This window comes from Photobacterium sp. WH77 (genome assembly GCF_022014395.1).
Taxonomy (GTDB): Bacteria; Pseudomonadota; Gammaproteobacteria; order Enterobacterales; family Vibrionaceae; genus Photobacterium; species Photobacterium arenosum.
Genome location: NZ_JAKLTE010000012.1, coordinates 1 through 14972, shown reverse-complemented (window position 1 = coordinate 14972; position 14972 = coordinate 1). Strand labels below are relative to the sequence as shown.

At 51.1% G+C, this 14972-nt stretch carries 8 protein-coding genes; 7 read left to right on the top strand and 1 reads right to left on the bottom strand.

Annotated elements, in window-relative coordinates; genetic code table 11:
- Positions 1-4 precede the first annotated feature (4 nt).
- The 7 genes from L6J37_RS13160 to L6J37_RS13130 all read left to right on the top strand — a co-directional run bounded on the left by L6J37_RS13160 (position 5) and on the right by L6J37_RS13130 (position 14489).
- Positions 5-1567, top strand: coding sequence for a class I tRNA ligase family protein (locus L6J37_RS13160; protein WP_218385008.1), 1563 nt, complete (start codon positions 5-7; stop codon positions 1565-1567).
- Positions 1564-2100, top strand: coding sequence for a DUF3291 domain-containing protein (locus tag L6J37_RS13155; protein WP_218385006.1), 537 nt, complete (start codon positions 1564-1566; stop codon positions 2098-2100). Before L6J37_RS13160 ends, L6J37_RS13155 begins: the two co-directional genes overlap by 4 nt.
- A gap of 24 nt (positions 2101-2124) precedes the next feature.
- On the top strand, positions 2125-3144 hold the full coding sequence (locus L6J37_RS13150) for an ABC transporter substrate-binding protein (protein WP_218385003.1): 1020 nt from the start codon (positions 2125-2127) through the stop codon (positions 3142-3144).
- 440 nt (positions 3145-3584) lie between these two features.
- On the top strand, positions 3585-5228 hold the full coding sequence (locus tag L6J37_RS13145; RefSeq protein ID WP_237795421.1) for a ShlB/FhaC/HecB family hemolysin secretion/activation protein: 1644 nt from the start codon (positions 3585-3587) through the stop codon (positions 5226-5228).
- Between the two features lie 17 nt (positions 5229-5245).
- The gene (locus tag L6J37_RS13140; protein WP_237795419.1) at positions 5246-11971 is read left to right on the top strand and encodes a two-partner secretion domain-containing protein; all 6726 of its coding nucleotides are present in this window, start codon (positions 5246-5248) and stop codon (positions 11969-11971) included.
- 89 nt (positions 11972-12060) lie between these two features.
- Entirely contained in the window at positions 12061-14148 is a 2088-nt protein-coding gene (locus L6J37_RS21430) for a DUF6862 domain-containing protein (RefSeq protein WP_237795418.1), read from the top strand.
- A gap of 2 nt (positions 14149-14150) precedes the next feature.
- Positions 14151-14489: a hypothetical protein gene (locus tag L6J37_RS13130; RefSeq protein WP_192017279.1), complete on the top strand. Its 339-nt coding sequence runs from the start codon at positions 14151-14153 to the stop codon at positions 14487-14489.
- 109 nt (positions 14490-14598) lie between these two features.
- On the opposite strand, the gene L6J37_RS13125 is transcribed toward L6J37_RS13130, so the two are convergent.
- The coding region (locus L6J37_RS13125; protein WP_237795417.1) for a hypothetical protein at positions 14599-14972 on the bottom strand (374 nt) is incomplete at its 5' end.

Sequence of the window (14972 nt, the reverse complement as noted above, 5' to 3'; positions counted from 1 at the left end):
GATAATGGAACCTACAAGCTTCATTGTTACATTACCCCCCCCAACGCCTAATGGTGGACTTCATGTCGGACATATGAGTGGTCCATTTTTAGCGGGAGACGTATTTGCCAGAGCATTGCGTCTCCAGGGAGCCCCATGTTTTGTCAGTTGTTATAGTGATATTCATCAGTCTTATGTCCGGGTTACTGCACAACGGCAGAATCGTTCTCCAGAAGAACTCAGTCAGTTTTGGAGTGAAGAGATTCATAAGACGCTGACACAGTACAATGTCTCTGTGGATGATTACTTTGTACCTGAACAGGAAAGTAAGAACTTTGTCAGAGGTATTTTCCATCGTTTATATGAAGACAGCGTGCTGATCAAAAAGAAAATGCCATTCTTTCGTATGAAGAATGACAAGGTTTGGCTGGATGAAGCTGGCGTGTCTGGCTTTTGCCCTTCATGCATGGCTGGCTGTAAATGTGGTATCTGTGAGGCTTGTGGTAATCTCACGAACGCAGAGACACTGATTGAACCGAGAGTGACCAATACTCCAGAAGCTGAACTGGAACTTGGTTACCATGAAGTGCTGACGCTGGAGCTTGAACGTTTCAAACCTCAGCTGCAGGAATTTTATCAGAACAATCCAAGGTTTCGTCAACGCTATCGCTGGTTGACGGAGGATGTTCTTCGTGAAGATTTACCGGCATTTCCGGTGACCGTTCCGGGGACCTGGGGGATTGCTTTTGAGCATCCGGATTTTCCCAGACAGGTGATTAATGCATGGCCAGAGTTAATGGCGCAATTGCTTTACAGTTACCAGAGAGCGATCCATCAGGATGATAGTTTAGGAACATTCCCGGTACCTGTGAATTTCTTTGGGTTTGACAACTCTTATTTCTACGCACTGGTGCATGCTGCACTGTTGACTCAGATAGAACAAGGTCGATGGTTGCCATGGTCAACGGTGATTAATGAGTTCTATAACCTCGATCATGCGAAATTTTCGACAAGCAACAACCATGTGATATGGGCATCTGACCTTGCCGAAAGATATCCTGTTGATGCGATTCGTTTTTATGCAGCTTTTAATGCGCCCGGATTTGAAAAATCTAATTTCAATGAAGCTGATATGCGTAATGTTCTTGAAAGAACACTATATGCACACTGGAGTCAGATTGCTCAAACCTGGAATATATGTATTACCGGAGAGAACTTAACGATCACTGTCAGCGGTGAGACAACGCAGACCGGGGAAGCTATCCGGCATCGAATTCTGACTAGTTTCTCCCCTGAGCGTTTTCACTTACGTCAGGCTGCTGAAGATATTTTACACCTGCTCTCATATATCGAACACTTGCTGAGCAAGGGGAATCAACTTAGTGATGCGGGTGAATTATTGGTTTACTTTGCTCAGGCTGCTGTCCCTTTGATGCCGGAAAGCAGTCAAAATCTCTACGCCTTACTGACTGGTAAAGATTTAATCGGGTTGGAAGCGCCGCATGTGCTGCACCTGCAACATTTGCCGGAAAGTTTCCATCAACTGTCATGCAAGGAAGCGACGAGCCGAGAGGAGGTAATCGTATGAGTTCCCGTGTCTGTCTGATGACATTTTCTATACTTCGGGCGCCATACGGAGACAGCAGAGTACGTGAGTTTGATGATCGCACACCTGATGTTTTTCTTGAGGCTGAACAATCCCCGGGATTTATTGATCGCGCTAGGCCTGTAGAAGATATTGAATGGATGTCTAATTACCAGAAAGACTGGGGCCGATGGGGACCATTTGCTGTCCCGCGTTTTTATCTTGATGGGATTGCGAAGGGGCACAGTACTCAGGCGCAGACCATTTCAATCTGGCAAGACTTAGAGAGTGTATTCCGGTTTGCTTACCAAGGGTCACTCCATAAAGAGGCCTTACGCATGCGTAAAGACTGGTTCGGTAAACAAAACTGGCCGATCTACGTGGTGTGGTGGATTGACGAGCAGCATCAGCCAAATTGGCGGGAGGCTTGTCATCGCCTTGAGCACTTGCATGATCATGGGAGTACGCCGTATGCCTTTTCATTTAAAACGCCATTTGATGCTACTGGTCAGCACTACAAAATCTCCCGCCCATAATGAATCATTGATACAAGAGTTCTGATGGAATCAATATTTCTGACCGCCCGTTTTCAGGGCGGTCCTGATTCACCTGTCATAATTTTGAGTGAAAGTGACGGGCCAAATAAAGACGATTTGTTGGCTGCAACTTATCTGGCTGTTTGTGACAGTGGTATTCAGGTGAAAGTGAAGTACTTTGATGATGGGCATAACGCATCCCAAGCCTCAGGTGTGGCTCATCAGATCGTTACTGAAAAGGCCGCAGCTGTGATTGGTCATTTCAGCAGTATTTGTGCGCTGGCAGCCAGTGAAATTTACGAAGAAGCCAGTCTGCCTTTTTTAGCGCCCGGCAGTTCGAATATTGCTTTATGTCAGAACACTATTTTTACGCTCCGCTTTTTCGGTCGTGATGACGATCAGATAGCGTGCATGGCTGCTGAAGCTGTTGCTGGTGAAAGCGTGATTATCATCGGTCAGAAAAATAATAATGGTGAGCTGCTGGCTGAAGCTTTAGTGCGAAATTTATCGGACAAACGTATTGAGAGCCGTTGTTATTTGCTGGAAGAAAAAGCATCACTTGGCATGCTTGCTGAAGTATTCGCGACCCGTGTTCCTACGATATATATTCTGGGCCGCAAATCATTTTGCTTTGATGTGGTGCGCCGCTGTACATTTCATGAGCGAAGCAGGGTGATTTTATCTGATGATGCCTGGGGCATTGATTTGTCTGAGTTACCGCATGACAATATTCAGGTTCCTTTTTTACATGCTTATGGGTCTGGAATTTTTGACAGTTCTGTTTCTGAGCTGAAACAACGTGCGATGGATTTATGCGGGAAAGTGCCCGGACCTTACTTTATTACCAGTTATCTCGCGGTGCGTGCGTTAACGTGTGCGCTGAAGACACAACCAAATCTCAGAGGAAGAGATCTGATCAATACTTTTAAAAAGAGCGTATGGACGACGCCATACGGAGATTTGTCATTATCAGAGAATCATGAGCTACAGGGGCTGCATTGGAAACTGTTTGGGAAGAGGAACATGCAAACTTCTGAAGCATAGGCAGAATGTGTGCTCTGACGATTTGGTAAGGAGCAGCAGAAGAGGTATCACTGCTTTGAATGAATTCTCTTCCAGTGAGGCGCTCATTGAGTTTTAGATGCCCACTTTGATCGGAATTCACGCGCTTTTAATTATATTTTTTTGCAATTATGGTCGCCTGCCCCACTCAGGTATTTGAATGAAGTGTAATCAATGTGAGCGGCGGGTGATGATTTCTTTCAAGACTGTTATTTGATGTTTTCAGACACATGGCATGAGCCAAAACTCATGCCATGTGTCTTTTTGTTGTTGTCTTAACCAAAGTGTTTAGGGGAAGGGCAGACCGGATTTGGAAACCCGTCTCAATGAAGGCACGCTTGTGTTGCGTGTTCTCCCGCCGCCATTGAATTGATGCATCGCTGCATCTTTGATCTCCAGACATTGCTGTCGATTTGGGTGTTATGCATTATCGCTTCGCGTTTTTATTGTTGATCTCTGCCAGTGTGCCAGCACTGGCCGCCCTGCTTTCCCCTGCGGTAAAAAGCGATATTGAGACTGAGCAGGCAAAACGCCTGCAATCTATTGAAGCGTCCCAACAGGCGATAGAGCAGTTACAGGCCTTGCCACCGCCAGCGCCTGTCCTGCCAGCTCAGGATGCACAATGCTTTGCGATTCAAAAGCTGACGCTGCGCGGTAATCAGCACATAGCCACAGACATTTTATTGGCAGCGATCGATTTCAGAGCCGGAGACTGCATCGGCATTGAAGCCATAAACAATATTCTGAAAATCGTCACTAACACCTATATCGACAAGGCCTATGTGACCTCCAGAGCGGTGCTGTTACCGCAGAATCTCTCCAATGGTGAGCTGGTTGTCGACGTGCTGGAAGGCAAGCTGGAAAGACTGCAGGAAAACGGCATGCCGTCATCGAGTTTGCTGCATCTCTATCCTGGTGAAAGTGGCCGTATTTTAAGTTTGCGCGATGTCGAGCAGACGCTGGATCAAATGAACCGTTTGTCCCGCTATAACGCGACAGTGCAAATGCTGCCCGGCACCCGGCCCGGTTTCAGTCTGGTCGATATTCAGACCAGAGCGGGCGCATGGTGGCGGGGTGAGCTGGGTTACAGCAATTCAGGGCAAGACAGCACGGGCAAGGAGCAACTCTCCGTCACGCTGGTGGCTGAAGATCTCTTGGGGCTCTACGAGAGCTGGAGCCTGTCCGGCGCGAAAAGTGCTGAGTTTGTCGATAGCCGGGACAGCCAGAGCCTGCAGCTGGGATGGGGAATGCCGTTCGGTTACTGGACCCTGAACTACCAGTACGCCTACAGCGATTATTTGACCACAGTGAACAGCCAGAATTTCTCGTTCGCATCCAGCGGCGAAACCCAAAGGCACGCACTGGATAGCCAATGGTTATTTCATCGGGACAGCATCAGTAAGTCTTCACTTCGGGTGGGGCTTGGCTATGACCATGAGAAAAACTTTATTGACAAAACTTTACTGAACGGCAGCAGTAATGAACGCGCGTCGGTGACGGTTTCTGCTGAACACAGCACACGGCTGGCTGGCGGGTTTCTGACAATGTCGCCCCTATATGAGCGCGGACTGACCATTCCCGGTTATCGCGCTGTTCCCGGCAGTCCGGAAGAGGAATTTAACAAGGGCACAGTTACGGTGAATTATACCTACCCCTTGTCACCGGATTGGACGTTCTCGACCACGCTGTTTACCCAAATTGCCGCCAAGTCGTTACCCGGCAGTGAGCGGCTGAGCATAGGCGGTGAATATTCGGTACGTGGTTTTCAGGGGCAGTCGCTGTCGGGCGATGCTGGCTACTACTGGCGCAACGACCTGAACTACCACTTGGGGCAATGGCCTTTTCTGGGGCAACTGGATCTGAATGTTGCACTCGATACGGGGGCGATACTTCCCGACAACACCGACCCCTTTGAACGTGGCCACTTAACCGGCGGAGCGGTGGGGCTGCGTGCTCAGTCGGGTGTTTACCAGAGTGCTGTTTTAGCGGGCTGGCCCATCGAACATCCTTCCTGGATGTCGGTGGATGATTACAGCCTGAATTACCGTTTTTCACTGAGATTCTGAATTTTTCCGAGGGCAGCATGCGGCATCGCAATCATAAATTTACGCAAGTACTGACTTACGTTTTGTGCTGGATGCTGGCGACTCAGCCTGTCTGGGCAACCATTCAGGTCGATAGCAGCAGCAAGAACAACACCACGATCTCTGCCGCCGCTAACGGCGTGCCTGTGGTGAACATTGCCGCCCCCAATGCCAGTGGTTTATCGCATAACCAGTTCCAGCAATACAACGTTGGCAAAGAAGGGCTGATCCTCAACAACTCAACCGAAAAACTGGCGCAATCCCAGCTGGGCGGCTATTTGCAGGGGAACGCTCAGCTGAACGGGCAGGCCGCCTCTGTCATTCTCAATGAAGTCACCGGGGCCAACCGCAGCCAGTTGAATGGCTATACCGAAGTGTTTGGCCAGCAAGCGAACGTCATAGTCGCCAACCCGTATGGCATTACCTGTAACGGCTGTGGTTTTCTCAATACCCCGCGCGCCACATTAACCACGGGTGTACCTCAGTTTCAGAGCGGCTTGCTGAGCGGCTTTGACATTCGCCAGGGCGATGTCACTGTCACCGGGCAAGGGCTGGATGGCACGCAGCAGGACTATTTCGATATTCTGGCCCGCACGGCAAAAATCAATGCGGACATTCATGCCAACAACCTGTCTGTCGTTACTGGCCCAAACCAAATTGATTATCTGACCAATGACGTCACAGCCACGCATGATGTGAAAGATAAGCCTTTACTGGCAATCGATTCTTCGGCGTTGGGCGGCATGTATGCCGGACGAATTTCGCTGGTGGCGACCGAGCAGGGCGTCGGCGTCAACACGGGCAGGTTGTTCAGTACTGTGGGTGATATTCAGCTCTCAGCTGACGGCCAGATCAGCCTAGGGGATGTCAGCAGTAAGCAGTCACTTACTGTGCAGTCGAATCAGTCGGTGACGACCACAGGCACGCAGCAGGCCGGACAGAACATCGAGTATGTCGCGGCCGGTGATTTGCTTCTGAACAGTGAAAACTCAGCTGCTCAGTTTCAGGCAACGGCGGGTGATCAGATTCATCAGAACAGTCTGGTGGCAGCCACAGAAAGTGCGTCGTTCTCGGGGTCTGAAGTGAATTTTCAGGATTCAGAAACCGTCAGCCAGACAATCAGGGTTCAGGCGGATGCCATTCGATTGCAAAACAGTACGTTAATTGCCGGTGTGGCCGCAGACGGCTCAGAGAGTCTCAGCGGACGGGTGGATTTGACAGGCGCAGACGTGAGTTTGAGTGACAGCAGGATACAGGTGTCTGGCGAACTGAGCAGCGTGGCTCAAACCCTCAGCCTGGATGCACCGAGCCAGATTGCAGCAGAGCACGCCAGTCTGGCGGGGATCAGCCAGTTAACCAATGAGGGTCAGATCGCCGTTAAGCATACACTGATAATCGCCAATCCTCAGTCGCTGACACTGCAGGGCGCAGGGACAACCCGTGCCGGTACGCTGGAACTACAGGCGGGAACGATTCAGAACCACAGCCAGCTCATTGCCAATCAGCTGAACGCAGAGGCAGAAACAATCGATAACAGTGGCAAGCTGGTATCGGCTGGCGGGCAAACCTTGCGTGTCACAGGTTTGCTCACTAATCAGGGCGCGATTCAGTCTGCCGGTGAACAATCCATCACAGCCGGCACCTTTCACCAGCAAAGCACAGGTGTGACGACATCGCAGGCCGATCAGCAGATTGTGGCCGATCAGATCGACAATGCCGGAACGCTGGCGGCTGCCGGAGCGCAGCGTCTGAGCGTATCGGGTCAGCTGACAAATACGGGACAGATCCAGGCTGTAGGTGATCAGTTTGTCGATGCAGACTGGTTTGCCCAGAAAGGCAGAGTATCCAGCGACGCCAATAGCCAACTGACCGCAGGTAGCCTGATTAACGATGGTGATCTGACATCGCTTGGCGATATGAGTATCAGTGTGGATACCCTGACGCTGAATCAGGCGGCGACGGCAAATGGCGATCTTGATGTTAATACCACGGGCGATATGGTTCTCAACCACAACCTGAGTGCTGGCGGAGATGCCCGTCTTTCTGCCGGCGGCAAGCTTTCAAACAAAGGCAAGTTGGTGGCTCAGGGACAGACGACCGTCAGCGTTGGCGGCACCTTCATCAATCTGGCCACCGGCCTGATTTCAGGTAATACCACTGTACTGAATGCCGGTATGCTGACGAATCAGGGAACGATACAGGCACTGACCAACCTGATGGCGACCCTGACGCAGTTCACCAATCAGGGCGCGACGCTGGGGATGCAGGACACCACCTTAAATGTGGCCGGTAACCTGACCAACACCGGCCTGCTGTATGCCGGTGATCAGGGGTATTTCTATGTCAAAGGCCACCTGATCAATACCGAGGCCGACATTTTAACCGGCGGCAACATGGTGATTGCCGGGGATGCTAGTGGGGCCATGGCAAGCTCGGTGCAGAATATTTCTGGGGTAATTCAGTCCGGTGCTGATCTGGATATGAAAGCTCAAAACATCGTGAATAAGCGGAAAGTACTGGAGATTGAAAAATCCTCAGGCGAAGGGGTACAGCTTGAGCCTCACTACAATCAAGCTGAGTTCACTGTGGCAAATGATTCTGAGTTTGCACCAACATATAAATGGAAAGAGTCAAAAGGTGGTGGCGGAGCGAATGGTAATAGCAATATTCGGTACACTTTAGTCATCACCGGGGGAAAACATCTTGATTTTGTGACTAAAAATGAGGTGGTCACGCTTGAAGCAGCATCTGCGTCTGCTCAGATGCTCGCTGGAAAGAATTTAACAGTTCTAGGAAATAACTTAGAAAATAATGCCAGTCTAATTAGTGCAGCTAACAATTCATATTTTACAGTAGACTTTCTTAAAAACATTGGGTATGCAATCGGTGGTATAAAAGAGACAGCTGCCTACGATTACGCATATCATCGGAATTTGACTAGTCAGACAGTCAAAGAATTTGTTTTCAAACGCACCAGTCATGATGTGCAAAAGTTCGACCAAGGTTTTATCAATTCCACCATTTCATCCGGTGGTAGCACTGTTCTCAATGTTAAAAACAAGCTGAACAACTCAGAAATTAAATCAAACACAGGTGCCAAGAGTAGCGGTAAGCCATCACAACAGGCGCAACAAGCGGGTGTGCAAACCGCTGCGGGCAATCAGCTTGACTTTGTACTTCATACATCAATCAATAATATTCCGTTCCCCGATTTCCGCCTGCCGACCAGCCCGAACGGCCTGTTCGTGTATAACAATGGCCCGGACAGTCAGTATCTGATTGAAACCAATCCGGCGCTGACCCAACTGGATCAGTTTCTGGGATCGGATTACTTCTTCGACAGCATAGGCTTCGATCCGCAAAAGGATCTCAAGGTGCTGGGGGATGCCTTCTATGACACCCGCACCATCACCTCCGCCATTTTTGAACAAACGGGTCAGCGTTACCTCAATGACGATGTCGGCACGGATCTTGACCAGATGCAGCAACTGCTCGACAGCGCAGGCCAGCAGAAAGACAGCCTGAACCTGCAGGCCGGGGTGGCACTGACGCCGGAGCAGGTCGCCGGGCTGACGCAGGATATTGTCTGGTGGGAACCGGTTGAAGTGAACGGCCAGCAGGTGCTGGCACCCAAGCTCTATCTGTCGAGAGTGACGCAGGACAATCTCAGCGGCGGCGCGTTGATCAGCGGCAGCGAGGTCTATGCAGAAGCCGGCAATATCATCAACAGCGGCCAGATGGACAGCAAGGGCAAACTGCATCTGGTTAGTGATGACAATATCAGCAACCTGGGTGGCAGCATGACCGCGGGTGGCGATATTGAGATGGACGCCGTTAATGATATTCAGAATATCAGCGGCCAGATAGCCGGTGAAAATATCGCACTCAGCACGGAAAAGGGCGACATCATCAACCGCACTGAGGTTGAGCGTGTCAGCATCACTCAGAACGGCGCAGTAACCACAGCCGATGATGCCAGCGGTGTGGTATACACCGATACCCGAGTCGGTGAGACGGCCAGCATTAACGGACGCGGTACGATCACCATGAGTGCTGGTGGCTCGATTAAAAACACTGCTGCCAATGTCACTGCCGGTGGCGATCTCAGCGTCAAAGCCGAAAAAGACATCATAGTGACCGCCGAAACCCAGCGCGATTACCTCAAAACCCGCGATCAGGAACACCTGGATGTTGCTGTGCTGGGATCCGGTTTATCTTCCGGCGGCAACCTGAGTTTTGATGCCGGAGAAAATATTTCGGTCACCGCATCGAACATGTATACAGAGGGCGAGCTGGCAATGATTGCCGGGTGGGACGTTGCGCTCAATACCCTGGTGAATGAAGTCTTCAGCCGTGAGAAAACGCACAACAGTCAGTCGGTCAGTCATATCAGGCAGCATCAGGGGACGCAACTGGCGGCCAATGATGGCGTGTTTATTCAGTCTGGCAACGATATCACGGCAACCGGCAGCCAGATGTCTACGCAAGGTGACGTGGTTGTGCTGGCGAAAGGCGATATCACTTTCCAAGCTGCTAACGACAGCGAATACCGTTACGACCAAACCACTAAGAAGAAATCCTTTGGCCGCAGAGAAACCTCCATTCAGGAATCGCTGACCGAAACTGTGGTCGGTGCCGATGTATCGGCGGGCGGCAAAATCATCGTTAAAGCCCAGAAGTTTGGCAGCGTCCAGACCGCAGGCGGCGACAGCGATATCACTATTGTCGGCTCCAACTTTACCGCGGGCGAGGGCATCGAAGCCTCGGCCGATGGTGATGTGACCGTAATCGCGCAGCAGTACCAGAGCTACAGCCGCGACGAGACCATCAAACAAGGCTTTGGCGGCCTGTCGGGTTCGCACAAATCCGAGGTGGATTCCGCTACCTTGCTGGATGCCAGCGGCATGATGAGCAGCGATAACATCGACATCACCTCAGGCAAGTCGATTACGCTGGTGGCCAGTGATGTCGAGGCAGAGGGCGATATTACTGCCACCGCCGTCGATGAGGTCATTATTGCGGCCGGACAGGAAAGCCGTCAGCACGAAACGTTCGAGCAGGAATACGGCGCCTTCAGCGGTGGTGATCTGTTTTCAATGGACTCTGAACGCCAGGGAGAAATTCACAACACTGCTAAAGGCAGCGCCCTGTCGTCCGGCGGCACTGTGAATATCAACGGTGGCAGTGTGACTGTGATCGGCTCTGATGTCAGCGCAGAAGCCGACGCCAATTTCACGGCAGATACTGGCAGTGTCACCGTGCTGGCGGCGGAAGAAAACCATAGCACCTGGTCGCCCACGGAATCCCTGTCGGTTAACGTGGAAGATGCTCTGAAATCAGTGGTGAACCCGTATGAATCGGTGAATTTTGACGGCGGTCAGGCCAAGCTGACACTGGCAAAAGCCGAGTACAGTAAAGCTGACAACAAGACCGATGCTACCACCCATCGCGGTGCGTCCATCATTGGCAAAGGCACGGTTCTGATGGACGCCGCCGAAGACATTGTGATCCAAGGCTCTGATGTGCTGGCCGACGCCGATGATGATGGCAACGGTAACATTGAACTGACCGCGGCGGAAAATGTGCTGATCCGCGAAGTGCTCGACACGGAATCGACCACCTCTTCCAGCATGCAGGGTGAAGCCGAGCTGAGCCTGGTGGTGCAGCATCAGGCCGTGGAAACGGGCAAAGCGGCGATCGCACTGAAAGAGTCTGCAGACAAGCTCAAACAGGCAGAAAAAGATTACCGTCAGTACCAGAAACAAGTCGACAGCCTTGAGCAGACGCTGTCTGAGCTGGAACAGGCACTGGCGAACCATGAACCGGGTGTGAATGCGGCGGATATTGCCGAGCTGCAAGGCATTATCAGTGATGTCAAAAGCGATGAGGCGTTCTATCTTGCCAGCATTACATTGGCGACAGTGGATGTGGCGTCGAAAACCACCTTGCTGATGAAGCAGGGAGCCGCCGCGGCGCAAAGCACCAGTACACTTGGGATCGATGCGGGTCTTCATCTTGACATGTCAGTCACCCAGACCGACAGCAAGAGCAGCAGCTCAACCGCACGCGGGTCGTCGCTCGCGGGTCAGAATATTGTAGTGAAGTCCGGGACCCAGACCGATCAGCAGATACTGGTGCAGGGCAGCTCGCTCACCGCCAAAGAGGGCGTGACGCTGGATGGCGGTACGGTCAGTGTATTGGCCGCTGAGCAAACACAGCAGAGCCAGTCTCAGACGGAAAGCGGGACCATCAGCGCGTCGATGACGGTGCACGGCAGCAGCACCGGCGGCAGTCTCAACGCCAGCCTGAATCAGTCGGAGCAGCGCAGCCAGTCGACCACGTATGTGAACAGCGGGGTGTCGGGGAGTTACATCACCATTAATTCCCGTGGTGATACCCATATTCAAGGTGCCAATGTCGATGCTGCTGAGTCGCTGAGCCTGGATATCGGCGGCGATCTCAGTGTGGCTTCGGTGCAGGATCGCCACAGCTCAAGTAACCAGGGGGCCGGTATCAGCGGCGGTGTCAGCCTGAGCGGCCAGGGAGAGACCACCGGCAGTAATGGCGGCCTGAACGCCAGCAGTGGCCGTGTATCAGCTCGGAAACCCAGCTCACCACGCTCACCTCGGGCGGCAAGGCCGAGATCAAAGTCGCGGGTAACACCGATATCACCGGCGCACTCATTGCCACTGTCGATGAAAACGGCAACGACCTCAACAACCTGACGCTCAACACCGGCAGCCTGAGTTACAGCGATCTCAACAACACCGACTACCGTCAGGATCAGTCGGCTGGCCTCACCACCAGTGTCGGCGTGCAGCAAGGGGGGATCGACTCCACCTACAACAGCAGCAACCTGCAATATAAAAACACCTCGTCCTACAGCAAAGACAAGACCCTCGCAACCTTGGGGCAGGGCGAAATCACCCTGAGCGATGACAGCGACCTCACGGCGCTGAACCGCGACATCAGCAACACCAGCCGCGACCTGTTCGAAGTCGACCGCCAGCAGGGCAACGTAGATGTCACCCTCGACCACCGCCTGCTGACGGAAGAAGGCCGCCATAACATTGCCGAGGATGTGAAGCGGAATGAACTTGGCTTGTCCTCGCTCGCCGATGTGGTCACCAAAGATTCCGTCTCTGTCGGCGATACTTTTGAGCATGTTGATAACGTTCAGAAAAACCTGGATGTTCAGAAGCTGGTTGCATCGCAGGCAGAGGGCAAGTTTGCGGTCATATTAAATAACCTGGATACAGCAACAGCTTCAGAGAAGCAGGCCGCGATTAATGCGTACGCCGCTGCCTATGCCGAAGTGTATGGCGTTAATATCGATTCGGCATTGGTTGTTGCGGTCACCAAGATGACGCACGGGGCACATTACATGAATGGTAATGGTGCCAGCAAAATCGTTATCAATGATGAAACCATGAAGAATGCGAAGGACTACATGACAACGTTAGGTCATGAAGTCACGCATGGTCAGGTTGCGCAGGGCGGATTAGACAGCCGGGAAAATAAAACGCTGAATGAAGAATACGCCAGCCTGATGGGCGGGTATTCAGCGGACAACTACGCCTTTGTATTGGAAAACAGCGGGCTGGGAACGGTTAGAGAAGGAGATATCAACCGCCATCATGGGAATCAGTCAGCACTCATCAGTCGTAACAGTTCCAACTATCTGGCGGATGAAGCGGTATTGCCCGCAGGCAGTATCGAGTACTACCTGAATCAGGAAGAAGTACAGAAGAAACTGTCTCTGCTTGCCAGTTGTAACCAGCAGGGGGCAGGTTCTGCGGCTTGCCAGCAACTGAATCAGACCAATCAGCTTGACCACATGCGGGATGCAGAGCTTCAGGCGGCTTGTAAGGACATGAGCAGCCCTGGTTGCCGGGCACAGATAGCGAAGGCACAGGCCGCGTTGGATTCGTTTGATGAAGGGGCATCACCCTGGGACGACACTCGCCTTGGGCAGGAGCAGGAAAGCATTCGTACTGTGCTGAATGATCCGTCCGGTGAGGAGCGCCAGAATCAACAGGCACAACTGAACGCGTTGTTCGACGGTTTAATGGAATTCACCCCGGGGGCCGGGGATGTGAAGGGTTTTGTTGACGCGGAAAGCGGCATTGACTATCTGGTCGCGGGCCTTGGACTGATACCGGTAGCCGGTGATCTGCTGAAAAAAGCCAAAGAAGCGTTCAGTGCCGGTCGGGTCGAAGAAGCCAAAGCTTTACTGGGTAAAGCTCAGGAACACATCCAGCATATGGATGCGGACTTTGACCTGCCAGATCTGGCTCTGCCGGCCCCCGCCCCCCATTTAGATAAAGCTCCGACTACGGATTTGGATGTGTCGGGGACACGTTTGGGTAGTGCCGTTGGGGACGTTGATGGTAGGATGCTTGGTGATATACCTGTTGTTAAGGTTGATTCATCACAAGCTGTTAAAGGTACGCCAGAATACGAGGCATTAAACAATCCGTTACCTAATACTCAGTATGAACTCGATAATGGGACTACGTTTAGAACAAATGAAAGCGGTTTCGTGGATGAAATCAGTTTTACGCCAGTTGACGTTAAGATGCCTAGGGATAGTCGTCAAACAGCAGTTGGAAAAGAAGGCTTAGATACAGATGTTGGTGGGCATATTCAGGCGTGCCGATATGGGGGAACTTGTGACCGATATAATCTTTTTCCGCAAGATAAAAATTTCAATAATAGCGCCTACAAACGTTGGGAAAATGAAATTAATCGCGCTTTACAAAATGGTGATAATGTCGGCAGTGTAAAAGTGAGATTGAACAGGGCCGACCCGAACAATCCAAGGCCAGATAGTCTTGAAGTTGAGTATCAAATTAATGGTCGAACGTATACTAAAGAATTTGAAAATCAGGCTGGAGGGTAAATATGAATAATCCAATTGCAGAACAACGCAAATTGATCGAGCAGCTTTACCTCGTTGTGAAGAAGAGCTGTCCAGTTGATGCCACGTCAGCTAAGTGTCGCTTTGAATATGATCATGGCTATGAAGATGGTAGTTTGAGTGTAGGGTCCGCTTTTAGTTATGTAGCCAGTGATGAAGAATTTTTCCCAGCGCTTGATAGAGAACTTCGGCGTTCTGTTAAGGATTTAGTGCTCCAGCTTCACGCTAATATGAAAGCACATACAGGTGGAGACTGGAATGCGTTCACACTGTTTATCAATGAAGACGGAACTGTGGCAACTAAATTCGAGTATCCAGATTAAGAATCATCTATTGAGGTTGTTCATAGTTCTGTGTCAGCATAAGTCACAGATCCACATATTTATCAACCCTGTTCGGGAAGTGGAGGCTCGACTGGGATAACGTCAGATTCTAGTTCTGTACCGATGAATTTTTAGTTAACCCAGTAGCATACGCCCCAAAAAGCATGTTGAATGCAGTTATCCCTGATGACTTTATTAATTGGTGGTCAGAGACAATCTCACATCTTTCTGGTTTAAAGAATATGTTGTTACTTTTTGGCGGCGGGATTTTTCTGGTTGCGTTCATTGTTGCCGTAAAGCGCTTTCCAAGCCAAGAACGAACGGAACTACTCATTAACTTGTGTACTGGTATTTTGGGGCTGCTTTCATTGATAGGCAGCATGATGATAATCGGCTCCTTTAACGTACAGCCGTGGTTCATCACTTTGCCAATGTTTTTATCTCTAATTTCTACTGTTCTCTTTTTTGGATTTCTTCCATCAC